General features: G+C 60.7%; 22 protein-coding genes. 19 read left to right on the top strand and 3 right to left on the bottom strand.

Annotation, left to right across the window (positions count from 1 at the left end; translation table 11 throughout):
* Positions 1 to 8: 8 nt before the first annotated feature.
* Together QMZ18_RS22185 and QMZ18_RS22180 are read left to right on the top strand one after the other, a co-directional pair.
* Positions 9 to 950, top strand: coding sequence for a MurR/RpiR family transcriptional regulator (locus tag QMZ18_RS22185; RefSeq protein WP_282608547.1), 942 nt, complete (start codon positions 9 to 11; stop codon positions 948 to 950).
* Entirely contained in the window at positions 947 to 2,038 is a 1,092-nt protein-coding gene (locus tag QMZ18_RS22180) for an aromatic ring-hydroxylating dioxygenase subunit alpha (protein ID WP_282608546.1), read from the top strand. Before QMZ18_RS22185 ends, QMZ18_RS22180 begins: the two co-directional genes overlap by 4 nt.
* Before the next feature lie 123 nt (positions 2,039 to 2,161).
* Here the strand turns inward: QMZ18_RS22180 and QMZ18_RS22175 are convergent, their stop codons facing one another.
* Positions 2,162 to 2,728, bottom strand: coding sequence for a hypothetical protein (locus tag QMZ18_RS22175; RefSeq protein ID WP_282608545.1), 567 nt, complete (start codon positions 2,726 to 2,728; stop codon positions 2,162 to 2,164).
* Between the two features lie 2 nt (positions 2,729 to 2,730).
* Complete coding sequence (locus QMZ18_RS22170) at positions 2,731 to 3,846, bottom strand: BTAD domain-containing putative transcriptional regulator (protein WP_282608544.1); 1,116 nt, start codon at positions 3,844 to 3,846, stop codon at positions 2,731 to 2,733.
* 259 nt (positions 3,847 to 4,105) lie between these two features.
* Between QMZ18_RS22170 and QMZ18_RS22165 the strand changes: the two genes are divergently transcribed.
* Complete coding sequence (locus tag QMZ18_RS22165) at positions 4,106 to 5,014, top strand: alpha/beta fold hydrolase (protein WP_282608543.1); 909 nt, start codon at positions 4,106 to 4,108, stop codon at positions 5,012 to 5,014.
* A gap of 16 nt (positions 5,015 to 5,030) precedes the next feature.
* Here the strand turns inward: QMZ18_RS22165 and QMZ18_RS22160 are convergent, their stop codons facing one another.
* Positions 5,031 to 5,423, bottom strand: a complete 393-nt coding sequence (locus QMZ18_RS22160) for a VOC family protein (RefSeq protein ID WP_282608542.1) — start codon at positions 5,421 to 5,423, stop codon at positions 5,031 to 5,033.
* A 260-nt stretch (positions 5,424 to 5,683) separates the two neighbouring features.
* Here QMZ18_RS22160 and QMZ18_RS22155 point away from each other — a divergent pair, with 260 nt between their 5' ends.
* From QMZ18_RS22155 to QMZ18_RS22080, 16 genes are all read left to right on the top strand, one after another.
* Positions 5,684 to 6,694, top strand: coding sequence for a LacI family DNA-binding transcriptional regulator (locus tag QMZ18_RS22155; RefSeq protein ID WP_282608541.1), 1,011 nt, complete (start codon positions 5,684 to 5,686; stop codon positions 6,692 to 6,694).
* A gap of 220 nt (positions 6,695 to 6,914) precedes the next feature.
* Positions 6,915 to 8,258, top strand: a complete 1,344-nt coding sequence (locus QMZ18_RS22150) for a sugar ABC transporter substrate-binding protein (RefSeq protein ID WP_282608540.1) — start codon at positions 6,915 to 6,917, stop codon at positions 8,256 to 8,258.
* 118 nt (positions 8,259 to 8,376) lie between these two features.
* On the top strand, positions 8,377 to 9,249 hold the full coding sequence (locus QMZ18_RS22145; protein ID WP_282608539.1) for a carbohydrate ABC transporter permease: 873 nt from the start codon (positions 8,377 to 8,379) through the stop codon (positions 9,247 to 9,249).
* 7 nt (positions 9,250 to 9,256) lie between these two features.
* Positions 9,257 to 10,090 carry a carbohydrate ABC transporter permease gene (locus QMZ18_RS22140; protein WP_282608538.1) on the top strand — a complete coding sequence of 278 codons (834 nt, stop codon included), beginning with the start codon at positions 9,257 to 9,259 and terminating at the stop codon, positions 10,088 to 10,090.
* Positions 10,090 to 11,148, top strand: coding sequence for an ABC transporter ATP-binding protein (locus QMZ18_RS22135; protein ID WP_282608537.1), 1,059 nt, complete (start codon positions 10,090 to 10,092; stop codon positions 11,146 to 11,148). Before QMZ18_RS22140 ends, QMZ18_RS22135 begins: the two co-directional genes overlap by 1 nt.
* Positions 11,149 to 11,273: 125 nt before the next feature.
* The gene (gene hisD / locus QMZ18_RS22130; RefSeq protein ID WP_282608536.1) at positions 11,274 to 12,599 is read left to right on the top strand and encodes a histidinol dehydrogenase; all 1,326 of its coding nucleotides are present in this window, start codon (positions 11,274 to 11,276) and stop codon (positions 12,597 to 12,599) included.
* On the top strand, positions 12,599 to 13,363 hold the full coding sequence (locus tag QMZ18_RS22125; RefSeq protein ID WP_282608535.1) for an SDR family NAD(P)-dependent oxidoreductase: 765 nt from the start codon (positions 12,599 to 12,601) through the stop codon (positions 13,361 to 13,363). Before hisD ends, QMZ18_RS22125 begins: the two co-directional genes overlap by 1 nt.
* Positions 13,364 to 13,376: 13 nt before the next feature.
* Complete coding sequence (locus QMZ18_RS22120; RefSeq protein ID WP_282608534.1) at positions 13,377 to 14,351, top strand: nuclear transport factor 2 family protein; 975 nt, start codon at positions 13,377 to 13,379, stop codon at positions 14,349 to 14,351.
* Positions 14,352 to 14,357: 6 nt separating this feature from the next.
* A complete protein-coding gene (locus tag QMZ18_RS22115) occupies positions 14,358 to 15,326 on the top strand; it encodes a cupin domain-containing protein (protein WP_282608533.1) in 969 nt (322 codons plus the stop codon).
* 19 nt (positions 15,327 to 15,345) lie between these two features.
* Positions 15,346 to 16,473, top strand: a complete 1,128-nt coding sequence (locus tag QMZ18_RS22110) for a cobalamin-independent methionine synthase II family protein (protein ID WP_282608532.1) — start codon at positions 15,346 to 15,348, stop codon at positions 16,471 to 16,473.
* Between the two features lie 47 nt (positions 16,474 to 16,520).
* Positions 16,521 to 17,225, top strand: a complete 705-nt coding sequence (locus QMZ18_RS22105; RefSeq protein WP_282608531.1) for an alpha/beta fold hydrolase — start codon at positions 16,521 to 16,523, stop codon at positions 17,223 to 17,225.
* Positions 17,226 to 17,242: 17 nt separating this feature from the next.
* On the top strand, positions 17,243 to 17,947 hold the full coding sequence (locus QMZ18_RS22100; RefSeq protein ID WP_282608530.1) for an RraA family protein: 705 nt from the start codon (positions 17,243 to 17,245) through the stop codon (positions 17,945 to 17,947).
* Positions 17,948 to 18,192: 245 nt separating this feature from the next.
* Positions 18,193 to 20,298, top strand: a complete 2,106-nt coding sequence (locus tag QMZ18_RS22095) for a hydantoinase/oxoprolinase family protein (RefSeq protein WP_282608529.1) — start codon at positions 18,193 to 18,195, stop codon at positions 20,296 to 20,298.
* Positions 20,295 to 21,968: a hydantoinase B/oxoprolinase family protein gene (locus QMZ18_RS22090; RefSeq protein WP_282608528.1), complete on the top strand. Its 1,674-nt coding sequence runs from the start codon at positions 20,295 to 20,297 to the stop codon at positions 21,966 to 21,968. Before QMZ18_RS22095 ends, QMZ18_RS22090 begins: the two co-directional genes overlap by 4 nt.
* Positions 21,955 to 23,040, top strand: coding sequence for a histidinol-phosphate transaminase (locus QMZ18_RS22085; protein WP_282608527.1), 1,086 nt, complete (start codon positions 21,955 to 21,957; stop codon positions 23,038 to 23,040). The genes QMZ18_RS22090 and QMZ18_RS22085 overlap by 14 nt, the downstream gene beginning before the upstream one ends.
* The gene (locus QMZ18_RS22080; protein WP_282608526.1) at positions 23,037 to 23,849 is read left to right on the top strand and encodes a hypothetical protein; all 813 of its coding nucleotides are present in this window, start codon (positions 23,037 to 23,039) and stop codon (positions 23,847 to 23,849) included. Before QMZ18_RS22085 ends, QMZ18_RS22080 begins: the two co-directional genes overlap by 4 nt.
* The last annotated feature ends 9 nt before the right edge of the window (positions 23,850 to 23,858 follow it).

Below are 23,858 nucleotides of genomic sequence, written 5' to 3'. Positions count from 1 at the left end.
CGTCAATCATGAATAATACGAACGTACCATTTTCAGAACTTCCGACGCCCCGGGACCTGTTGCGCGAACTGGCCGTGGAGTTGGAGAGCCTGACGCCGGAGACCCGCAAGGCTGCCGCCTATGTGCTGGAAAATCCGAACGACGTCGGCGTGTCTTCTATCCGCGAGATCGCCGAGGCTGCGCAAGTCAAACCCAACACCTTCGTGCGCATGGCCCGCTCGGTCGGCTTCGAGGGTTACGACGATTTCCGTGAGCCCTTCCGCGAAGAGATCCGCAACGGACGGGCCGACTTCCCGGACCGCGCGCGCTGGCTGCAGTCCCTCTCCAAGGGCGGTAAACTCGGCGGCCTTTATGCGGATATGGCCGCCAGTGCCATCGCCAACATCGAGGAGAGTTTCGCCACCACCGACGCAGCGCACGTCCAGGCCGCAGCCGACATGATTGTGCAGGCGCGGCGCACTTATGTTCTCGGCGTCGGTGTAAACAACGCGCTGGCGCGCAATTTCGCCTATCTCGCAGGCATGGCGGTGGACACCATCGAGGCCATTCCGCGTAGCGGCAGCGTCGCCATCGACGACATCGCCCGCGCCGGACCCGACGACGTGCTGCTGGCCATGACCTTCAAACCCTACCGAAGCGAAGTCGTCGACGCGGTTGAAGTGGCACGGGAACAGGGCGTCACCATTATCGGCATTTCGGACAGCCCGGCCTCCCCCATTGTTGCCGGCAGCGACCACGGCTTCGTGGTGCAATCGGATACGCCGCAGTTCTTTCCCTCAACCGTCGCTACGGTGGCGCTTTTGGAAACCCTGATGGCCTTCGTCATCGCGGATGCGAGCCCCGAGGTGATCGCCAACATCGAAGCCTTTCACGAACGCCGCCACGCGCTGGGCATTTACCGGGAAGATCCGAGCGCTGAGCGGGCCGAACCAAAAGGAAACGGGAAGTGAGCGAGGCCGTCGACATCGTGCACTCACTTGACGCGCGCTATTACACCGACCCGGAGGTCTTCCGGATCGAACAGCAGGGCCTGCTGGCAAAGACCTGGCAGTTCGCAGGGCACAGTTCGCAACTGGAAAAGCGCGGCGACTACTTCGCCTTCGAAGTCGGTGGACAGAACCTTTTCTGCGTGCGCGGCCGGGACGACGAAATCCGCGCCTTCTACAACGTCTGTCAGCACCGCGCCCACGAACTGGTCGCCGGCTCGGGCAATGCGCGCAGCATCGTCTGTCCCTACCACGCCTGGACCTATGAGCTCACGGGCCAACTCAAAGCCGGACCCAACATCCGCGCAGTGCCCGGCTTCGACAAAGAGAAGGTCTGCCTGAGTTCCGTCCTAATCGAAGACTTCTGCGGCTTTCTTTTCGTCAACCTGGATCCCGGCGCGGCGCCCATGGACGAATGGTTCCCTGAAGCGCGCGAACAGCTTTCAGCCTTCGTGCCGGACATCGAGCGCCTGAAGCCGCTCGAGTGGGTCGAGATCCAGGAAAACTGCAATTGGAAAGTCTCGATCGAGAACTATTCCGAATGCTATCACTGCCAGCTCAACCACCCGACCTTCGCAACCGGCGTGGTCAAGCCGGAGACCTACGACATCCAGCCGCGGGGTTACTGCCTGCGCCATACCACCGAGTGCCAGAACCTGGATCAGATGAGCTACCCCATCGACCTCGAAGCCAACGAACATGCAGGTGACTATTCCTCCTGGTTTCTCTGGCCGATGTTTTCCTTCCAGGTCTATCCCGGCAACGTGCTGAACACCTATCACTGGCGTGCGCTCGACGAAGAGCACGTCGTGGTCTGGCGCGGCTGGTACAGCATCAACGGCGTGGACTCGGAGGTTGTCCGCCGCCTCGCCGTCCAGGATCGGGCCACCACGGTCGAGGAAGATATTCATCTGGTGGAATCGGTACAGCGCGGTCTCAAGAATCGCGGCTACCGCCCCGGTCCCCTGGTGCTGGACCCTAACCACGGTGTGCGATCGGAACATTCCTTAAAGTATCTGCAGAGCTGGATACGCGAAGCCATTGATGGTTAGAGATTTTTCCGTTTGCGTCGAGCCGGCATTGGTTGGCAGCCACACGAATGCATCCGAGTTGCGCGGAAGGTGCTGGAGGACAAGAAGGCATTGAGCGTATGAGGCGCGTGCGAAATCCAAAGACTACTTCGACGCTTTCGACGGCGGCAGGCTGTAGTTCCCCTGCTTTGTGCCGATGCCTTGGACGAAGCCTTCCCTGATCGGCTTTAGCGGACTGGTGCGGATTTCAAAGACCCCACTCAAATCCGTGTACTTACCAGTACCGCCAAGCCATTTGCCGGTTCCCACGCGAAGTGAGTCGAGAGGCTGAACATCGAAATCGGCCTTCTCGAAAACGGTGTCGCCGTCAGCATCGATGTAGTTGCAGTGACCGTGGAATTCATAAGACGCGCTGCTCTTGTAAACGATGAACCAGCCAATGCAGCGTCCCGTCAGATTGTGCAAGAGACCTTTGCCGCTGGCGTTGGTCGCGGTCATGAAATTCTCGGCAATGCCCATGTGACGATCATCGGACAGCGAGACCGGCGGCGTGGGACTGATCGCAATCGACGTGAAATTGACGGTAAATGGCCCTTCCCCCGAGATGTCCTCTGCCACGGCGTGACCTGCGCCGATTGCTCCTGCAGTCAAGATTGCCGCGACAAAGGCCAACCGGATTAGACCGTAATTTCGCGCGAACGATTTTGTCATGATCAGCACCCCGCTGGATAGAGATAAGCGTAATCGGGATCCAGTTGAAGCGCCCGCGAGATGGCTTCCCCCGCCGTGATCCGCTGGGCACTTCCGATCCTGGAAATCTCCGCCGAACGATTTGAAAAAACTGCGCTGCGTGTCTGTGGATAAGCTTCCGCCGCTCCCGTGCCCACCCAGGCAAGTGGAGCCGGCTCCTGTCGCGACACCGTCACTTTTGATTCATCTCTCAGAAATGCACCGGCAAAAATCGAGGCACTGAAGACGGCAACAACGGACAAAGCCACAGCACTGATATGCAAGTTAGCGGCAGGTTTCCCTGGCACCGCCACAGGGGGGAGCCGCCGCCCTGGAGTTGGCCGAAATTGATGAGGATCGGATTGACAACCGCGCCGGTCCAGCGCACGGGCCATTGCCGCGTGAACGCTTTCATCCGGCACCTCACCAAGCTCCCGTTGAAACAGATCGATACAACGGCGATAGGCCTTTCGGGCCGGGCCGGGCCAACCACGTTGCCCGTAAAGGTCGATCAGATCGGCATGCACCGAGTCGTCGAATGGATTGAGCGCAACGCAGCGCTGTGCTGCCTCGACGGCGGCTTCGAAGCGGCCGACGGACGCCTCTAAATTGGCGATGCGCCTGAAACCAATGGCGGCCAGTTCGTCCAATCGGGCACGTTCGCTGAGCAGCCAGCATTCGAAGGGTTCCGCACCCACATCCAGTCCGTCGCAGAAGGATCCGCGCCAGAGGCCGCAGGCACCGACCAAGCCACCATCATCCCCTGAGCGAAACGCATCTTTGAACTGCAGTAAGTCGACGTCGACGACATCCAGGCGCAGCTGCAGGCTCGTACGGTCCGACTTCAACAGGCTGTCCGCGTGATTGCCCAATTGAGTCCGAAGCGTCAGCAGCGCCTGACGTAGAGCATGTCGCGCCTCTGCCTGTGGGCGTGAATCCCAGAGCAGATTTGCCAGCAGGTCACGGTCCGCATTGCCGTGCGGCTGCATCGCCAGGTAAGCCAGGAGTGCTTTGGCTTTCACGCCGAGACGTCCGACACCTTTTCCGTCGGCGGTCTCCAGACGCACCGGCCCGAGGATCAGGAGCTTGAGATCAGCCATGACGTCTCACCCGTCGTCCTTTCACAGGAACAACTTGTTTGCAAGCATACATGACCGCGATGATTGTGTCGATTCACGTTCTTTCTCGCTGAAATCAGCATTCGTCTCGAACTGAACTGAAACCGTCAGAAAAACACCTCCGAATCGCGAGCCTGACGCTTCAAATGACGCTGTCGTGACGCTTGATGCGAAACACTCCCCAGGTCGCTGCGTGCCTTCTTGGCGCAGATCGACCGAATAAATCACGGGAGGAGTCCAAATGACCTATCGACAGATCTTGCTTGCCGCCGCAGTGGCTCTTGGCAGCCTTGCGACTGCACCCTTGGTATTGGCAACGCCGCAAGAAAAACTGATGGCCCTGAACGGCACAAAGTTGACCTATGTCGAAGAAGGAACCGGCACTCCGGTCGTTTTTGTCCATGGCGCGATTTCCGACATGCGTGCCTGGGATCCCTATCGGCCGGAGATCGCCAGCGAACGGCGTTTCATCGCATACACCCAACGCTACTTCGGGACCGCCGCCTGGTCTGACAAGGCGGAGCACTTTTCGCGCGAAACCCATATCGACGACCTGATTGCCTTTATCGAAGGACTCGACGCAGGACCGGTGCACCTCGTCACCTGGTCCTATAGCGGGGGGATCGGCACTTATGCATCACTCAGGCGGCCGGATCTGTTTCGCTCGATCATTCACTACGAACCCTCCGCGCGGGCTCTGCTTTCAGGCCTGCCCGGAAGCTCGGCAGCCCGCACCGAGATGTTCAAGAATTTTGGCCCCGCGATTACAGCCATGAAAGCGGGTAAGGCCGAGGACGCGGCACTCAGATTCATCGAAGCGGTCTTCAAGCTGCCCGAGGGCAACGCAGCCACTGAACCCGAGCCCTGGCCGAGTTACTGGCGCGCGAACGGACGCACCATTCCACCGTTTCTCGCCATGGCCCCGGGTGGCCCGATCTCGTGCGATCAGCTGGGCGCAATGACGGTTCCTACGCTCATCGTCCAGGGAAAGAACACCTACACACGCTATTCGATGATGGCGGAACGCCTCGCCAACTGCCAGGCAAACGCGTTGCTGATCACGTTATCGGGGGCTAACCATGACGGCCCCTACCGCAAACCCCGCGAGTTTACGACACTGATCAAAAACTTCCTCGCACTGGTGGAGTAAGCGAGGGGCCTGAAGTTTATGACGCCTCAGAAACCTGGTTGCTGATCTCCAGCAGATTGCCGTCAGGATCGCGCAGATAGATTGAGCGGATCGGCCCGGTTGCGCCGGTGCGGGCGACCGGGCCTTCCTCGATTGCGATCTTAAGCCCTTCCAGGTGCGCAATGACCTCCTCCAGGGGGACAGCCGTAAGCATGCAGAAGTCACCGCTGCCCGGGGTTGGGCGGTCCGCCTTGGGCAGGAACTCGGCCCCGGCCTGATGCAGATTGATCTTCTGCGCACCGAATGTCAGCGCCTTACGGCCTTCGCCGAAGGTCACGACCTCCATACCAAGCGCGCTGACATAAAACTCGCATGTCGCCTCGATTGAAGCGACCGTCAGAACGAAGTGGTCGACCCGGTCTATCTGCACCGGCCTCTCCTGAAAGCTGTGGGCGGCTATGATGCATTGTTTTCTTCCAAAAGAAAGCTGCCTGCCTTGGTGTTTGGTCGACGGTAATGAAAGTTGATCTCCAGATAGTGCGGAGAGAATTTTGTGACACCGGCATCGGAAATTGGGGTCAGACACTCGCGGAAAGGGTCAGGGCCAGGGAACGGGAGCCGTTCCGGAACGAAGGAACGCCGACTGCACCGCCTGTAGACGTGCGGTTGGAAAACAGCGATATAGGAGGCATGAACAAGTCAGCCCCGACCTCCGGCGATGTCGCCAAGCTGGCCAAGGTGTCACAGTCGGCCGTCAGCCGTACCTTCACACCCGGTGCCAGCGTATCCGCCGAAACCCGAGAGAAGGTCCTAAAGGCGGCAAGGGAACTCGGTTATCGCCCCAACGCCCTGGCACGCGCCATGATCAGCGGCAGATCGCGCCTGATTGCCATGATGGTTGCCTATCTGGACAATCAGTTCTATCCGATCGTGCTGGAAAAGCTCTCGCGAGCGCTGCAGGACCAGGGTTATCAGGTGCTGCTCTTCATGACCGAGACCGGCAAGCAGGACCGGGTCGTCCAACGGATCCTGGAGTATCAGGTGGAAGGCGTGGTCATGGCCTCCGCAACTCTCTCCTCCACCCTAGCACGCGAATGCGCGAAGACCGGCATCCCGGTGGTGCTCTTCAACCGCTACGTCCCCTCCTCGCCTGCCAGCAGCGTGACCTCGGACAATATCGAAGGTGGCCGACTACTTGCCAGATTCCTGGTGGAGGGTGGACACGAGCGCATTGCCTTCATCGCCGGCGCCGAAGACTCCTCGACCAACCGCGATAGGGAAGCTGGATTTTTCAAGGGGCTGGCGGAACACGGCATGACCGTCTGGGCGCGCGCGGTCGGCGGCTACAACTTCGAAGGCGCCGCAGCGGCCGCCCGCGAACTCTTTTCCAGGAAAGACCGGCCAGACGCGGTCTTCGTCGCCAATGACCACATGGCCTTTTCGGTCATGGACGTCCTGCGCGGTGAGTTGGATTTGCGCATTCCCGAGGATGTTTCCGTCGTAGGGTATGACGACGTCCCCGAAGCGGCCTGGAAGGGTTACGATCTTACGACAATCTCGCAGTCGTCGCAGAACATGATTGAGGCGACTGTGTCGATCCTGCTTGAGCAGATCGAGAAGCGCGTGGTCAAGAAACGTGCCGCCGTCGTGCCGTCGGAACTTATCGTCCGCAGTTCGGCCAGAAAACCGAAGAACTCCTAGATTCCGCCAATCCTACCAGGCGCCAAAGCTGACATCTATGGCACTGAACACAAGGCTGTGCTTGCGAAAATTTTTGCATGCGTATGCAAAAAGAGCTTGCGATTTCTACTTAGATGAGGTTGCATGCGTATGCACGATAAAAGAATTGAGACAGCGGCCGGCTGCGCTTCAGGTTATCCTGCCCCGGACCGCCATCCGATAATGAGTGGGAGGAAAAAAGATGAAACTGACCAGACGTGAGTTGATGGTATCGGCGGCTGGTGCCGCACTGGCTGCCGGCTTGCCCGCCAGTCTTGCGGGAACAGCGCAGGCAGCCGGCCAGATCAAGTACGGCCTGCTGGAAGGCAAGCCCTTCGCCGGAACCAAGCTGAACATTCTTTCGGTCGTGACGCCGCAGTTTGACGGCCTGATGCTGCGGGCCGGTGAGTTCAAGGAGCTCACAGGCATCGAAACGGAATGGACCTTCATTCCCTTCGGCTCCCTGCAGGAAAAGGTCGCTACCGAAGGCATCGCCGCGAACGGCCAGTTCGACGTGATCAATTATCTCGATTCCTGGGGGCCGCCCAATGCCCATTGGCTGACGCCGATCGACGAGATGATGGCGCGTGACGGAATCTCCATGGAGCGTTACCCGGCGGCCTTTGCCCGTTCTGCACAGTTCGAGGGCAAGACACTCGGCTTCCCGCTGCGTGCCCACGCCCAGCTGATGTTCCGCCGCCAGGATCTCATTCCCGAGGCGCCCAAGACCTGGGACGAACTGGTCGAGATCGGCAATAAGCTCAAGGTCGATCATCCGGATGTCGCGCCGCTGGCCCTCTACTACAACAACGACGGCAACCGGCAGAACCTCTTCATCTGGCTGAATTTCCTCTGGGCCGCCGGCGCGGATGTCTTCGACGAGGGCTTCAAGGCCGCTTGGGCCAGCGAAGCGGGACTGAAGGCGACCGAGGACTACATCGGCCTGCACACCAAGCACAAGGTCACCAACCCCTCCTCCCTCTCCTTCGTGGAGCAGGATGCACGCCAGTCCTTCATGCAAGGCAAATCAGCCATGATTCCGGTCTGGTGGTGGGCTTACTCGGGCTTCACCAATCCCAAGTCCTCGACCCTTACCAAGGAGCAGGTCGCCTTCTCCGGCATGCCGTCCTATCTGGGCAAAACCAAAACCTACGCGATCTCCATGCCCTTCTCGATCTCGAACTATTCGAAGCATCAGGATGCAGCCTGGGAATTCATGAAGTGGCTCTCCAATCCGGAAATGGACAAAGCCAACGCGACCGTCCGCAAGGTCGGCGACAAGGACATCGTGAACAACGTCGTTACCCATGTCTCGAGTCTTCAGGATCCGGAGGTCAATGCCGCCAACGACGGTATCCAGGCCGCCGCATGGGAGTCGCTCAAAGAGTCCGACATCATGCCGCAAATTCCGGAATGGCCGGAGGTAGGTGATCTGCTCTCCGCGGCCATCGCCAAGGCTGCAGCCGGCGGCGATACCCGCGAACTGATGATGGCGGCTGCCAAGCAGTCGGACAAAGTCCTGAAACGGGCTGGCCGCATCAAGTAGTTTTCCCTGTAGACTACAACTTACCGGGATGGGCCTAACGCTCATCCCGGACTTTACGCCCTCGGCAAAAATCTGTGCCCTGTTTGACTCAAACTGCTCTAGCAAGGCGGAGTCCTGAATGCGGGATCGACATCTCAAATACCTGCTGGTGCTGCCGGCGGTCATCGTGGTTTTCGCGACCGCGATCTGGCCACTGGTCGAGTCGCTGCGCCTTTCCTTCTATGAAGGCCGGCTCTCGCGCCCCGCCTTCCCGCAGAGTTTTCTGGGAGTGGAGAACTACACCTGGGCCTTCCTGGAGGAACCTGCCTTCTGGAACTCAGTATGGGTGACCGCAACCTATACTTTCTGGACCGTCCTGCTGACCACCCTGCTCGCCCTGGGCCTGGCACTTCTGCTCGCACCCGGCGGCCGGTTGCGGGTGACGGTTCAGTCTCTGCTGATCATTCCCTTCGCCATGAGCCCGGCGCTGATCGGCGTTTCCTTCCGCTTCATGTTCAATCCGGAGTTCGGCCTGTTCGATGCTTTTTTCGGCATCGTCTTCCCGCCTCTTGCCACCATCTCCTGGCTCTCCGATCCGACGCTGGCCTTCTGGGTCTGCATCATGGCCGATGTCTGGGGCTGGATTCCCTTCCTGACGCTGGTTCTGATCGGCGGTCTCGCCTCCATCCCGCGCGACACCATCGAAGCCGCCCAGGTCGACGGCGCCTCCGGCTGGCGCGTACTGAAGGACGTCACCCTGCCCCAGCTCGTACCTGTGCTCGCGGTGGTGCTGATCCTAAAGGCGATCTTCTCGCTCAAGACCTTCGATCAGGTCTATATGCTGACAAATGGCGGGCCGGGAACCGCAACCCAGACCCTCTCGCACTACGTCTACTTCAACGGCTTGAAGTACTCCCAGATCGGTTACTCCGCCGCCGTGGCCTGGCTGATGGTGATCCCGATGATCTTCCTCACCTACGCCTACGCCAAGTTCGTGTTTCAGAAGAAGTGACAGCGTCATGGCCCTGACCGGAAAACAGAAAAAGCAAAGCTGGAACGCGCTTCAGATCGTCTTGATCCTGATCGCGGCTTTCATCATGCTGGTGCCGATTGTCTGGATCGCCATGGCGGCCTTTAAGACCCATGTGGACGTCTACCAGCTCAAGCTCTTCTTTGCGCCGACTCTGGAGAATTTCAAGACGGTGTTCCAGGCGCCGTACCATCTTGAACAGAAGCTCTTCAACTCCACCATCGTCGCCTTCGTCACCGTGGTGCTCGCAATCCCGATCGCGACCTGCGCCGCCTATTCCTTCTCCCGCTTCACATTGAGGGGACAAACGGTCTTGCTTGTGATGATCCTGGCAACGCAGTTTGTGCCGGCGGTGGTCATCGTGCTGCCCTTCTTCGTGATGTTCCGGGATATCGGTCTGCTGGACACGCGGCTCGGTCTGATCCTGGTGAACCTGTCCATCGTCATGCCCTTCGCTATCTGGATGATCAAGGGCTTCATCGACGGCATTCCCATGGACACCGAAGAAGCGGCTCTGGTGGACGGTTCGACCCGCATGCAGGTCATCCGCAACATCGTTCTGCCCATGGCCGCGCCGGGCATCGTCACGGCCGCAATCTTCTGTTTCATAATCGGTTGGAACGAGTTTCTCTTCGCGCTCATTCTCACCTCCAAGGACGCCGTCACGCTGCCCATCGGACTGGCGCTTTTCAAGGCCGAGGAAGGCGATCTCTGGAACCTGCTGGCCGCCGCCGGGATTATCATCATGGTGCCCATGTTTGTGCTCGCCCTCATCATTCAGAAACACTTCGTACAAGGCATGACCATGGGAGCGGTACGCTAATGGCCAAGGTCGTTCTGACAAATCTGACCAAGCGCTGGGGCGATTTCGTCGGCGTGGACAACCAGTCCCTGGAAATTCACGACAAGGAATTCCTGGTGCTGCTCGGCCCGTCCGGCTGTGGCAAAACCACCACCATGCGCATGATCGCAGGCCTGGAGGATCCCACGGCAGGCGAGATCCGGATCGGCGATCGCGTGGTCAACGATGCCCTGCCCAAGGACCGGGACATCGCGATGGTGTTCCAGAACTACGGCCTCTACCCGCACATGACCATCTACGACAACATTGCCTATCCGCTGAAGGTCCGCGGCACCCCCAAGCCGGAGATCGAGCCCCGCGTTCAAAAAGCCGCCGAACAGGTAGAACTGACCGAATTTCTGCATCGTAAACCCAAAGCACTCTCCGGCGGACAGCGGCAGCGTGTGGCTCTGGCCCGCGCCATTGTGCGTCATCCCCAGGTCTTCCTGATGGACGAGCCGCTGTCGAACCTGGACGCCAAACTGCGGGTCTCCATGCGCGCGGAACTCAAACACCTCTCGCACATGCTGCAGGTCACCACGGTCTACGTGACCCACGACCAGATTGAGGCTATGACCCTGGCCGACCGGGTCGCCGTTATGAAAAACGGACGCATCCAGCAACTCGGCACACCCGATGAGATCTACAACGATCCGGCCAACCTCTTCGTCGCGGGCTTTATCGGCTCACCGGCGATGAACCTGATCGAGGGGCGGATCGAAAACGGTGTCTTCGTGACCCAGGGCGGGTTCGCCGTCACGAAGGTCGAGGCGCCGAACCGGAGCGGTCTGGTTCTGGGGGTCCGTCCGGAAGACCTGACCATCGTCGAGCCCGGCACGGGCGATTTCGACGTGCCGGTCTACGCCTTCGAAAACACTGGCGAGAGTGTTCAGATCACCGGTCAGTTCAACCGCCAGCGCGTGATCGCCAAGGGCGATCGCTACCTGAAGCGGGAGATCGAGGAGATGACCGGAATGTCGGTCGATCAAAAGCACCTCTATCTCTTCGATCAAAGCTCGGGAGAGCGAATCCGAAACTAGAAAGCGTCGTGAGATTCTATGGCAATAAACACCATCGGTTCTGAATACGTATGCATTGACCGGCAAGCAGAGAACAGAATTGAGTCATCGGAAAACGCCACCCAGATTGGAACGAAAGGTTTAACATGGCACGCCATCTGAAAACGGCGAAACCTCTTGAAGAACGGGCAGAAGATGACGCAAAGATCCGCGCCATCGTGGAAGGCATTCTGGCCGACATCGGCGGACGCGGCGACGCGGCGATCCGGGAGCTGTCGGAGAAGTTCGACGGCTACAGTCCGGAAAACTTCCGTCTCAGCGAACAGGAGATTGAGAACGCGCTCTCCAAGGTCTCGAAACGCGATCGCGACGACATCCGCTTTGCCCACACTCAGGTGCGTAACTTTGCGGAACATCAGAAAGCGGCCCTGCAGGACATCGAGGTCGAAACCCTTCCCGGCGTCATCCTTGGCCATAAGAACATCCCGGTGAATTCGGTCGGCTGCTACGTACCGGGCGGCAAGTACCCCATGGTCGCCTCTGCCCACATGAGTGTGGTGACGGCGAAGGTGGCGGGCGTAAAGCGCATCATCGCCTCCGCCCCGCCACATGAGGGTGCCCCTCACCCGGCCATCGTCACGGCCATGCATATGGGTGGCGCCGACGAGATCTACTGCCTCGGCGGCGTACAGGCGGTCGGCGCGATGGCAATCGGCACAGAGTCCATCGAACCGGTCGCCATGCTGGTAGGACCCGGTAATGCCTTCGTGGCGGAAGCCAAACGCCAGCTCTTCGGCAAGGTCGGGATCGATCTCTTCGCCGGTCCGACCGAAACCATGGTGATCGCCGACGAGACCGTGGATGCCGAGATCTGTGCCACCGACCTGCTGGGACAGGCCGAACACGGCCCGACCTCCCCCGCCGTGCTGCTGACCAACTCCGAAAAACTGGCGCGCGAAACCATTGCGGAGGTAGAGCGCCTGCTTTCCATCCTGCCGACCGCCGATATTGCGGCCAAAGCCTGGGAAGACTACGGCGAAGTGATCCTCTGCGAGACCTACGAAGAGATGCTGGAACAATCAGAATTCATCGCGTCCGAGCATGTCCAGGTCATGACCGACCGGGACGACTGGTTCCTGGAGAACATGACCGACTACGGCGCGCTCTTCCTCGGCCCCCGCACCAACGTTTCCTATGGCGACAAGGTGATCGGCACCAACCACACCCTGCCGACGAAGAAGGCGGGCCGCTACACCGGCGGCCTCTGGGTCGGTAAGTTCATCAAGACCCACAGCTACCAGAAGATCCTCACCGATCAGGCCTCCGCCATGGTCGGCGAATACTGCTCGCGACTCTGCATGCTGGAGGGCTTCGTCGGTCATGCCGAGCAGGCCAACGTGCGGGTGCGGCGTTACGGCGGCCGCAACATCCCTTACGGTGCAGCAGCGGAGCCACGGGAGGTGGCGGAGTAGTGCACCTTCCCCGCACTCCCTCCTTCCGGCTGGATGGCAAGCGGGCGCTGGTAACAGGCGCTTCGCGGGGCATCGGTTTGGGTTGCGCGGTGGCGCTCGCGGAAGCCGGTGCCCATGTGGTCTGCGCTGCCCGTGGTAAAACAGCTCTGAACGAGACGGTGAAGCAGCTGCACGCAGAAGATTGGAGCGCCGAGGCGCTGGTAATGGATGTCGCCGACCTTGCGGGCATGACAAACGCGCTGAAGACGCAGGCCGCATTCGACATAGTCGTAAATTCCGCAGGGATCGCCCGGCACGCACCGGCGCTCGAGACTGCGCCGGAGGACTATGATGCGGTGATGGACGTCAATCTGCGGGGCGCCTATTTCCTCTCGGTCGAGGCAGCGCGCGGTATGCAGCGCGAAAACAAACCCGGCTCAATCATCCAGATCTCCTCGCAGATGGGTCACGTCGGCGGCATCGACCGCTCGGTCTACTGTGCCTCCAAGCACGCCATCGAAGGCATGGTGAAGGCCATGGCGATCGAATGGGGTCCTAAGAAGATCCGCATTAACAGCATCTGTCCGACTTTCATCCGCACGCCCTTCACCGAAGCCACCTTTGCCGACCCGGAGCGGGTCGCCTGGATCGAGTCCAAGATCAAGCTGGGGCGCGTCGGCGAGGTTGAAGACGTCATGGGCGCGGTCGTCTATCTGGCCAGCGATGCCTCGGCCATGGTCACCGGCAGTTCGCTGCTGATCGACGGCGGCTGGACCGCAGGTTAAGGGAGCGGCGTCAATGTCACTCAAGGGCTTCGATCCCAAATGGAAGGATTTTCCCGACTACATCATCGGGATCACCCGGGAGATCTGGGAAGAGCGCGGTATCGCATCCCTCCACCACTACTACGCCAAAGACATTCCCATGCGTTTTCCTTCGGGTCTCGTGCAGGGCAATGAAGCTGTCATCGAAGGTACGCTGGCGACGCTGGCCGAATTTCCCGACCGCCAGCTTCTGGGCGAGGATGTGATCTGGTCAGGGAATGAGGACGAGGGTTTTCTTTCATCGCATCGGATCCTCTCGACGGGCACACATTTGGGCGATGGTTACTTCGGACCGGCCACGGGTAAGCGCTTCACGGCCCGCGCCATCGCGGATTGTGCCGCGCGGAACAATACGATCTACGACGAATGGCTGATCCGGGATTCTGGTGCGATTGTGCGTCAACTCGGAATGGAGCCGATGAACTTCGCCGGCGACCTGATCGCGCGCGAGGGCGGTCCCGAAAACTGCGTGAGGCCCTTCATGCCGGACCAGGACATTGACGGCGGCTACCACGGGCGTGGCAATGACAACGAATACGGTCTGCGCCTTGCGGAAATCCTGACACGTATCAGCAAGGCCGACGTCGCGGTCATCCGGTCGCATTACGACCGCGCTTGCCGGATCGAACATCCGGGCGGCCATGGCGGACATTCCTGGGACGCTGCCGAGAAGTTCTGGATGAGCCTGCGTTCGTCCTTCCCCTCCGCCGACTTTGAAATCCATCATCAGATCGGGCGCGAGGATCCTATGATGCCGCCGCGAGCCGCAATCCGCTGGTCCCTGACCGGCAAACACGACGGCTTTGGCCTCTTCGGTGCCCCGAGCGGCGCGCAGGTGCATGTGATGGGCTTCAGTCACGCCGAATTCGGGCCCTGGGGCCTGCGCCGCGAGTTCACGCTCTTTGATGAAATTTCGATCTGGAAGCAGATCCTCCTACACACCGGGTAATCAGGTATGACACCGCAAGATATGGAACGGCACATCGTTCGCTACGGCGATCTGAAACCCTGCAGGACGGCGTTCATCGACGCGCACACGCCCGGCTCGGATCAGAAGGAAAACTTCACCATCATCGGCGGCGGTGTCTCGGAGAGTCCCGACCAGCACGTGCACATCAAGGATACCCCCGGCTTTAACATCGGCGCCGCCGGGCAACCGCCCAAGTGCAAGAACTCCCTGCACACCCATCGCACTGCCGAGGTCTTCTTCGTGCTCAAAGGGCGTTGGCGCTTTTTTTGGGGCCGCTGGGGCACGGCGGGCGAAGTGGTGCTGGAAGAAGGCGATATCTTCAACATCCCGACAGGTGTCTTCCGCGGTTTCGAAAACGTCGGCACCGACTACGGTATGATTATGTCAATCCTGGGCGGCGACGATTCCGGCGGCGGCGTGATCTGGGCGCCGCAAGTGATTGAAGAAGCCAAAGACCACGGCCTGATCCTGGGTGAGAACGGGATCCTCTACGACAGCAAAAAAGGCGAAGGCCCGCCCGACAACGTAAAGCCCATGCCGCTTCTCACCGACGAAGAGCTGCAGGCTTTCCCGGAGGTTCCCGCCAGCAAGGTCGTACCGAACTTCGTACAGCGCTACTGGAACCTGATGGCAATGGCGTCCGGCGCCCCAGTCAAGGTCATCGGAGCAGAGGGGATCATCGCTGACCGCCCCGGTTTCGAGGTCGAGCTGCTGACCCGCGGCTCGATCCCGGAAACGCCCTACAGCAGTAACCGGCACGAAGTCCTGATGGTCATGCGCGGTCACTGGCGGCTGACCTGGAACGGCCGCGAAACCGTGCTCGCACCGGGCGACACCTGCTCATTGCCGCCAGGATTCGACAGAAGCCTGGTTCCATCCATGACCGGCGAAGCCAGTCTCTACCGCGTCGTAAACACAGACGATCCCGCCGGCCCCACCCACGCCCTGATGTGATCTTCGAGAGAGCTTTTACATGACCAAAATAACGACTACCCATGTGGGTTCACTCCCCCGGACGCAAGACGTCGTCGACTTCATCTTTGCGCGTGAACGCGGCGAGGAATTCGATCAGTCGGCCTTCGACTCGGCCATGACCGCAGCCGCTGACGAAACGGTCCGCAGGCAGGTGGAGGCCGGTGTCGACATTGTCTCGGATGGGGAAACCTCCAAGATCTCCTACGCGACCTACGTCAAGGATCGCTACAGCGGCTTTTCGGGCGACAGTCCGCGCAACGCGCCGGCCGACCTGAAGCTCTACCCAACCTTTCTGGAGCGGCTCGCCAAAGCAGGCGGCACACCGCAATATGCCCGCCCCATGTGCACCGGTGACGTCACGTCTAAGGGGCAGGACGAACTCAACAAAGATATCGCCAATCTCAAGGCCGCTATGGTCAAGCACGGTGCGGCGCGCGGATTTATGAACGCCGCCTCTCCCGGCGTGATCTCGCTGTTTCTGCAGAACCAGCACTATGCGTCGCGCGAAGACTATCTGGCTGCTCTCGCCGAGGCCATGAAGATGGAATACGAAACCATCGTGGCATCCGGACTGGACTTGCAACTGGATTGTCCGGACCTGGCGCTGTCCCGCCACATGCTCTTCGCCGATCTCTCCGATGAAGACTTCGTCAAAATCGCCGAGAGCCACGTCGAGGCTCTCAATCACGCCCTGCGCGACGTGCCACAGGAGCGTGTTCGGATCCATATCTGCTGGGGCAACTACGAAGGTCCCCATGTCTGCGATATCGATATGGCGAAAGTCTTTCCTGTGCTGATGAAGACGCGCGCGCGCTATGTTCTCTTCGAGACCTCGAACCCGCGCCACGCCCACGAATGGACCGTTTTCCGGGACCGCAAATCTGAAATCCCCGACGACAAAGTCCTTGTGCCGGGCGTGGTCGACACCACCACCAACTTCGTGGAGCATCCGGAACTGGTCGCTCAGCGTATTCAGCGCTTCACAAACATCGTCGGACCGGATCGCGTAATTGCCGGCTCCGACTGCGGCTTCGGAACCTTCGCCGGCTTCGGCGCCGTCGATCCCGAAATCGCCTATGCCAAGCTCAAAGCGCTATCCGACGGAGCCGCCATCGCAGGGCAGTGAGCTGAACCGAGCCCTCATCATGATAAACAATTCATGAAACGCCCGTCATGAAACCCGGCCTCGTCCTCCTGCCCGGCATGATGTGCGACGCACGTTTGTTCGAACCACAGATAGCTCACTTCGAACAGCGGTTCGACCTGCACGTCGCCAGCCTCGCGGACGGCGACACAATGGAGGCTCTTGTCGAAGCGGCGTTGAAGCGGATTCGGTTCGAGCGCTTCTCGCTCGCGGGTCTCTCGATGGGCGGGATCGCCGCCATGGAGATGATGTCCCAGGCCCCCGCGCGGATCGAACGGGTGATCATCCTGGACAGCAATCATCTCGCTGACACCGCCGAACGCCGCACCATTCGCGAACGCCAGATCGCCGACGTGCGGGCCGGACACCTCAGACAGATCATCGTCAAGGAGATGAAACCGCACTACCTCGCCGAAGGTAACCGAGGCGATCACGGGTTGCTCGATCAGCTGGTCGAGATGGCGATGGATCTCGGTGAAGAGGTTTTCATCGCACAGTCCCGAGCGCTGATGACGCGCCGGGATTACAGCGATGTCTTATCCCGTTGGCCGCAGCCGGTTCTGCTTCTCTGCGGTGCGGAAGACGCGCTTTGTCCACCCGCCCGTCACCAGGCCATGGCCGGCCTGCTGAAGGCAGCCACGCTCCATGTCGTTCATGGCGCCGGTCACATCTCAACGCTCGAACAAGCCGACTCCGTCACGCGCTTGATGGATGAATTTTTAACGAGCATATAAATAAGGAAAACAAAAGGATGTCGGATATTTCGGAGACATTGATCGAGCTTCTGCAACAGGTCGATACGCCCACGGTCTGTAACGCGATCGAGGTCGCCGAAGGCAAGCGCGGCTTTGACCGTTTCACCCGCGGCACGCTGCTCGCCGCAGATCCCGCCCTGCCCGCGATCTGCGGCTTCGCCCGCACGGCCCGTATCCGCGCCTTGGCGCCTCCCGATGACGCCCCCGAGGCTGTGCGGGAGCGGCGTATGAACTATTACCGCTACATGGCCGAGGGACCGCGGCCGGCGGTCGCCGTGATCGAGGACCTCGACCATCCGGATTGCATCGGTGCCTATTGGGGCGAGATCAACACCCAGGTGCACAAAGGGTTTGGATTGTCCGGTGCCTTCACCAACGGCGTGATGCGCGACCTGGGTGATCTGGCGCCGGCGTTTCAGGTTCTGGCCGGCTCCATCGGCCCGAGCCATGGTTTCGTTCACATCGTCGACTTCGATCAGCCGGTCGCGCTTTTCGGCCTTCAGGTTGCGCCGGGCGAGTTCGTCCACGCCGACCGGCATGGCGCCGTCGTCGTCCCTGAAGAGGTCCTGCCCCGGCTCGCCGACGCCATTCACAAGATGCAGTCCTCCGAAGCCCTGGTCCTGGGCCCTGCCCGCGAACCCGGCTTCAACTTCGAGAAATTCAAGGCCGCCTGGGAAGCGTTCGAGCGGGCGCGGGTGTGAGATCTCGTCGTCGATTCCCGGGCCTCAGATTGCCTATTGACGCCAGGACCAACTTCGATCAACTCTAAAGACCATGACCGACTTGGCACACATTGGATGCAACGACCGACGCGCGACAGGCTGCGATCTGGTCGTTTGAACTTGCGGGTTGGGCTTACCGCCCTCCGGTGACGGTCTCCTGAACGAGCGCCGCAACACCTTACCGTGCTCTGCTGTTCAGTCATTCAATCTAGTGTCTAATTCACATGGAATCTCCCACCCGCTTGCGGATCGCCGTTGATATCGGCGGAACCTTCACAGACGTTGTACTTGCCGGTGCCGGCGACAGGATCCTCGCCACCACCAAAACCCCGACCACATCAAGCAATCCGACGATCGGGGCCGTCGGCGGTGTTGAGCAGGTGATCGCCGAAGCCGGAATCGCGATGGGTGATATCGGTGGCTTTATCCACGGAACGACCCTGGCAACCAATGCGCTGATCGAGCGGCGCGGTGCAAAGGTCGCCGGGATCACCACGGCGGGTTTCCGCGATATACTCGAGATCGCCTATGAACGGCGTTACAGCCAGTACGAAATCAATCTCGAAAAACCCGATTTTCTGGTGCCGCGCGCCCGCTGCTTTACAGTACCGGAGCGCATGTCGGCGGACGGCGCGGTCATCACACCTCTGGACGAAGCGGCCATCGATGGACTGATCGACGAGCTGGATACCAGTGGTGCCGAGGCGGTTGCGATCTGCCTGCTGCATGCTTATGCAAACCCCGCTCACGAACAGCGTCTGCGGGACTTGCTGCAGGCGCGCCGGCCCGCACTTACCCTCTCGCTTTCCAGCGATGTCAGTCCCGAAGCCCGTGAGTTCGAACGGCTTTGTACGACCATCGCAAACGCCTACGTACAGCCCCTTATGTCGGCTTATCTCACGGATTTTGCCGAAACCTTTGCCGCCAAAGGTCTCTCCTGCCCGATCTTGATGATGACTGCCGGCGGTGGCATGACCACCATTGAGACCGCGTCACGCCTGCCGATCCGACTGGTGGAATCGGGACCGGCCGGCGGTGCGATCCTGGCCGCGCAGGTCGCGGCGAGCTGCGGTGCCGATAGCGTGCTTTCCTTCGATATGGGCGGCACGACAGCCAAACTCTGCCTGATCGACGACTACAGACCCCAGACCTCACGGCAGTTCGAGATCTCCCGAGCGGCGCGCTTTATCAAGGGCAGCGGCATGCCGGCGCGCATTCCGGTGGTCGAGATGATTGAAATCGGCGCTGGCGGCGGCTCCATGGCCTCGGTCGACCGCCTGGGCCGGCTCTCTGTCGGACCGCAAAGTGCGGGCAGCGAACCGGGACCGGCCGCCTTCGGCAAGGGCGGCACATCAGCAACGGTGACGGACGCCGACGTTGTTCTGGGCTTCATCGATCCCGATGCCTTTGCCGAGGGGCGCTTGAACATCGACGTACCGGCCGCCCAGGCGGCGCTGCAGATCGAGGTCGGCAACCCGCTTGAGACGGATGCCGCGGGCGCCGCCATCGGCGTCAGCCAGATCGTCGATGAAAGCATGGCCAGCGCCGGACGCATGCATGCGGTCGAGTCCGGCAAAGACCTCAGCGCACGTACCATGATCGCGTTCGGCGGCAACGGTCCGCTCCACGCGACCCGGGTCGCGCGCCGCGCCGGGGTGAGCGACATTCTGATACCGCGCGATCCCGGCGTCGGCTCGGCGGTGGGTTTTCTCTTCGCCCCGGTCGCCTTCGAAATCGTGCGCAGCCGCTACGCCCTGCTCGACAGGCTCGATATCGCCGACCTGAACCGCCTGTTCGATGCCATGATCATGGAAGCGGAGGACGTGGTCCGCATTGCGGCGCCGGACGACGAATTGCTATGCACGCGCACAGCCTTCATGCGCTATCACGGCCAAGGCCATGAAATCGAAATCGCGATGCCGGACCGCGAGGTCATGGCGGAGGACGTTCCCGCGCTGAGAACGGCATTCGAAAGCGAATACCAGCGCCAGTTTTCCCGCGCCGTGCCGGGCATGGAGATCGAGATACTGAATTGGGCGATACGGGTCTCCACCGCGGACCGGCAGCCGCAGGCCGTGGCTGCGGCTGACGATGCGCAGTATCCGGCCCCGAATCAGACCCGTGCCATCCGCTGCGAGATCAGCGGCGAAACCCTGACCGCCGGCCTGTTTCACCGTGCGCAACTCAAGCCCGGCGACCGCATCCCGAGCCCGGCGCTGATCGTCGAACCACAGACCACGACCCTGGTCAGTTCCGGATTTAGCGCCGAAGTCGACGGCGCCGGAAATCTGCGGCTGACCGCAATGGACGCCGAAGGAGTCCTGATATGACCCGCTTCACCGCATCGCAATATCAGGTTATGTGGAACCGGCTCCTCGCAGTCGTGGAGGAACAGGCTCAGGCCCTGATCCGTGCCGCTTTTTCCCCCATCGTGCGCGAGTGCGGAGACGTCTCAGCCGGAATTTTCGATTTCCAGGGCCGCATGCTCGCCCAGGCCGTCACCGGGACACCCGGCCACATCAACACCATGGCCGAAGCAGTCAAGGACCTGCGCGGGCGCTTCCCTCTGCAGGAGATGAAACCCGGCGACATCTATATGACGAACGACCCCTGGATCGCATCGGGACATCTGAACGATTTCCTGCTGGTCATGCCGGCGTTCCGCGACGGCCGCGTCATCGGCTTCACATCCTGCACCTCGCATCTGGTGGACCTCGGCGGCCTCGGGATGGGACCGGAAGGGTCTGACATCTACGACGAAGGCCTGCTGATCCCACCCTGCAAACTGGTTGATGAAGGTGAGGTCAACGCGTTGCTGCTCGACATCATCAAGGCCAATTCCCGGGAACCCATCGCCAACGAAGGCGACATCTATGCCCTTATCGCCTGCTGTGAAATCGGCGCCCAGCGCCTGAGCGGAATGATGCAGGAGTTCGGGCTTGATCATCTCGACCCCCTGTCCGAACACATCATCGAAACTTCGAGACGCGGTACGCTGGCCGCCATTGCCGAAGTTCCGGCGGGCACCTACCGCAATAGCCTGCGGATCGACGGTTACGAAACCGAGATCGAACTGAGCGCCAGCCTGACGGTTGCCGAAGACGGCATTGCTCTTGACTTCACCGGCACCTCCGGCTGCTCCTCGAAGGGCATCAACGTGCCCTTGAACTACGCCACCGCGTACTCCGTCTTTGCGCTGCGCTGTATCATCGGCCCGGATATCCCGAACAACGCCGGTTCATTGGAACCCTTCAAGGTGACGGCACCGGCAGGTTGCATCCTTAACGCCCAGCCCCCCGCCGCGGTCGCCATGCGTCACACGATCGGTCAGTTAACGCCCGATCTCGTGTTCGGCTGCCTGCACCAGGCTCTCCCGGACCGGATACCGTCCGAAGGAGCATCGTGCATGTATGATCTTCCCTTGCGCAGTGCGCCGGAAGTGGCCCGCGCCGGCGGCAGGGTCTTTGCCGTCGAACTGGCCCACAATGGAGGTACCGGCGCGCGGCCAAGCAAAGACGGCCTGTCGGCCACCGCCTTTCCAAGCGGGGTCTGGGGCAGTCAGGTCGAGATTACCGAATCCGTGGCGCCGGTTCTCATCACCAGGCGCGAACTGCGGCGCGACAGCGGCGGGCCAGGCAAATGGCGCGGCGGACTTGGACAGCGCATCGAACTGCGCGCCGCCAACGACAAACCCTTCCTGGTGTTCCTCTCCGTCGATCGAATTAAGTTTCCGGCACAGGGCCGCGGCGGCGGCGGTGCAGGTGCACCCGGCTCTATCAGGATCGGTGATGGCCCAAACTTGCCCGGCAAGGGGGAAGTGAGAGTCGAAGCGGGCGAGACGCTGGTTTTTGAAACGCCGGGCGGCGGCGGCTTTGGAGACCCTCGCTCCCGGCCGGGCGAGTTGCTGCGCAGAGACCTGGCCGATGGCCTGATCTCGCCCAAAAGTGCGCTGCTCGATTATGGTCTCGAGGAGGTGGAGGCAAGTGATGATCAAGCCTAACGACCACATCGCCGCCATGGCATCTTATGCTCTTGCCGATCTCACCGCGCCCGGCGGCAAAACCTTAATTTCCCTGGCACAGAATGAAAGCGCAGTGCCGCCGAGCCCCCGAGCCATCGCAGCGGCGCAGGACACCCTGGCATCTTCGCGGCTCTATCCCGATCCAGACTGGACCGAATTATGCCAGGCCATTGCACAGGTACATGCGCTTCCACCCCAGCAAATCCTCTGCGGTGCCGGGTCGATGGAACTGATTGGCTGCCTTGTCCGTTGCTATTGCGGGCCGGACAATCGCGTTCTTTCGAGTGAATACGGCTATGCCTTCTTCCGCACAGCGGCTCTGGCGGTCGGAGCTGCCTACGATGCCGCGGCGGAGTCGGATTTCACCCTGTCGGTCGACGCCCTGCTGTCAGTTGTCAGACCTGAGACCCGGATCGTCTTTGTCGCCAACCCCGGCAACCCGACCGGCACGCGTGTTGCCCGCAGTGAAATCTTGCGTCTGCGCGGCGGGCTTCCTGACAAGATTTTATTGGTCATCGACGAAGCCTACGGCGAGTTCGCCGACCGGCCCGGCGAAGCGACTTTCGATCTGGTCGGGGCCGGCAACACAGTGGTCCTCCGAACGCTCTCGAAGGCCTATGGCCTCGCGGGATCGCGGGTCGGCTGGGGCCTCTTCCCGCCGGCTGTCGCCGCCGAGGTCCGTAAAGTGTTGAACCCCAACAATATCAGCGTCGCCAGCCAGGCGGCTGCGACCGCCGCCCTGCAAGATCAGGATTACATGCGCGCCGTCTGCAGCAAGACAGCCGCGCAGCGCGACAGCTTTGCAGCGCACATGAGGGCGCTGGACCTCACGGTCCCAGCGAGCTTCACAAACTTCTTGCTCATCGCCTTTGCTGATTCCAGTGCGGCTCTGCGCGCAGACCACTTCCTGCGATCAGAAGGCATTTTGATGCGGAGTATGGCCGGTTACGGACTGGCCAACTGCCTGCGTGCCACCATCGGCAGCGAAGCCGACATGGAATTGGCAGCAAATCAACTGACCCTCTGGCATACAAAGGAGAAGCTGCAATGATGACCTCTTCGCGTGGCCGCGCCCGGATCGGCGTTCTGGTGCCCTTTTCCAATATCAACCTGGAAGCGGATAGTGCGTTGCTGAGGCCCGAGGGTGTTTCCATCCATTTCGCCCGGCTCGGCGGATACGATCTCGACGAGATTCCCGATGCCGAACAGATGGCAGGCCTGGGCGCCGCCTCGCTGGAAGAACCTCTGCGGCTCATCGCAGGCGTCCGGCCCGAAGTCATCCTCTACGGCTGTACTTCGGCCACTCTGACACACGGCACAGCTTTTGACCGCGACTTGGCGCAGCAGATCAAGGGTCGCACGGGCGCTCATACGGTGACGGCCGCCGGCGCGCTCGTTCACGCGCTGAAGGCACTTGGCGTGACACGGGTCGGATTTGCCTCGCCCTATGTCGACGACATCAACTCTCTCGCCGTCTCCTTCCTTACCGACGCCGGGTTTGAATGCGTCTCGCAGGCTGACGTCGGTGTCGCACTCGGCAACTACGGTCAAGGCGAACTGACGCCGGACGAGGTTTTCGCGCTGGGCAAACGCGCAGACTCGAATGATGCCGAAGCCATCGTGCTCTCTTGTACCGATATGCGCAGTGTCGAGATTATCGAACCTCTGGAAGCGGCGCTCGGCAAACCGGTCATCACCTCCAATCAGGCGATGTTCTTCGAAGCCCTGCAGTTGCTTGACATAGAGTCGCAACAAAAATCCCTAGGTCGCCTCTTTTGGCAACGAACGAACAATGAGAGTCGAGCAGAACCAAGTCATTGCATCGAGGCAGGACTAGAATCTTATTGCAAGCCGGCCTGACACAGAGAG

This window comes from Pelagibius sp. Alg239-R121, from assembly GCF_947331435.1.
Lineage (GTDB): Bacteria > Pseudomonadota > Alphaproteobacteria > Kiloniellales > Kiloniellaceae > Denitrobaculum.
This window is presented reverse-complemented; position numbering and strand designations above follow the sequence as displayed.

What these genes read in the sequence shown, in the direction of transcription:
- QMZ18_RS22185 (WP_282608547.1), top strand. Translation starts at nt 9, where the DNA reads ATGAATAATACGAACGTACCATTTTCAGAACTTCCGACGCCCCGGGAC.
- QMZ18_RS22175 (WP_282608545.1), bottom strand. Translation starts at nt 2,728, where the DNA reads ATGACAAAATCGTTCGCGCGAAATTACGGTCTAATCCGGTTGGCCTTT.
- QMZ18_RS22170 (WP_282608544.1), bottom strand. Translation starts at nt 3,846, where the DNA reads ATGGCTGATCTCAAGCTCCTGATCCTCGGGCCGGTGCGTCTGGAGACC.
- QMZ18_RS22165 (WP_282608543.1), top strand. Translation starts at nt 4,106, where the DNA reads ATGACCTATCGACAGATCTTGCTTGCCGCCGCAGTGGCTCTTGGCAGC.
- QMZ18_RS22155 (WP_282608541.1), top strand. Translation starts at nt 5,684, where the DNA reads ATGAACAAGTCAGCCCCGACCTCCGGCGATGTCGCCAAGCTGGCCAAG.
- QMZ18_RS22150 (WP_282608540.1), top strand. Translation starts at nt 6,915, where the DNA reads ATGAAACTGACCAGACGTGAGTTGATGGTATCGGCGGCTGGTGCCGCA.
- QMZ18_RS22145 (WP_282608539.1), top strand. Translation starts at nt 8,377, where the DNA reads ATGCGGGATCGACATCTCAAATACCTGCTGGTGCTGCCGGCGGTCATC.
- QMZ18_RS22140 (WP_282608538.1), top strand. Translation starts at nt 9,257, where the DNA reads ATGGCCCTGACCGGAAAACAGAAAAAGCAAAGCTGGAACGCGCTTCAG.
- QMZ18_RS22135 (WP_282608537.1), top strand. Translation starts at nt 10,090, where the DNA reads ATGGCCAAGGTCGTTCTGACAAATCTGACCAAGCGCTGGGGCGATTTC.
- hisD (WP_282608536.1), top strand. Translation starts at nt 11,274, where the DNA reads ATGGCACGCCATCTGAAAACGGCGAAACCTCTTGAAGAACGGGCAGAA.
- QMZ18_RS22120 (WP_282608534.1), top strand. Translation starts at nt 13,377, where the DNA reads ATGTCACTCAAGGGCTTCGATCCCAAATGGAAGGATTTTCCCGACTAC.
- QMZ18_RS22115 (WP_282608533.1), top strand. Translation starts at nt 14,358, where the DNA reads ATGACACCGCAAGATATGGAACGGCACATCGTTCGCTACGGCGATCTG.
- QMZ18_RS22110 (WP_282608532.1), top strand. Translation starts at nt 15,346, where the DNA reads ATGACCAAAATAACGACTACCCATGTGGGTTCACTCCCCCGGACGCAA.
- QMZ18_RS22105 (WP_282608531.1), top strand. Translation starts at nt 16,521, where the DNA reads ATGAAACCCGGCCTCGTCCTCCTGCCCGGCATGATGTGCGACGCACGT.
- QMZ18_RS22100 (WP_282608530.1), top strand. Translation starts at nt 17,243, where the DNA reads ATGTCGGATATTTCGGAGACATTGATCGAGCTTCTGCAACAGGTCGAT.
- QMZ18_RS22095 (WP_282608529.1), top strand. Translation starts at nt 18,193, where the DNA reads ATGGAATCTCCCACCCGCTTGCGGATCGCCGTTGATATCGGCGGAACC.
- QMZ18_RS22090 (WP_282608528.1), top strand. Translation starts at nt 20,295, where the DNA reads ATGACCCGCTTCACCGCATCGCAATATCAGGTTATGTGGAACCGGCTC.
- QMZ18_RS22085 (WP_282608527.1), top strand. Translation starts at nt 21,955, where the DNA reads ATGATCAAGCCTAACGACCACATCGCCGCCATGGCATCTTATGCTCTT.
- QMZ18_RS22080 (WP_282608526.1), top strand. Translation starts at nt 23,037, where the DNA reads ATGATGACCTCTTCGCGTGGCCGCGCCCGGATCGGCGTTCTGGTGCCC.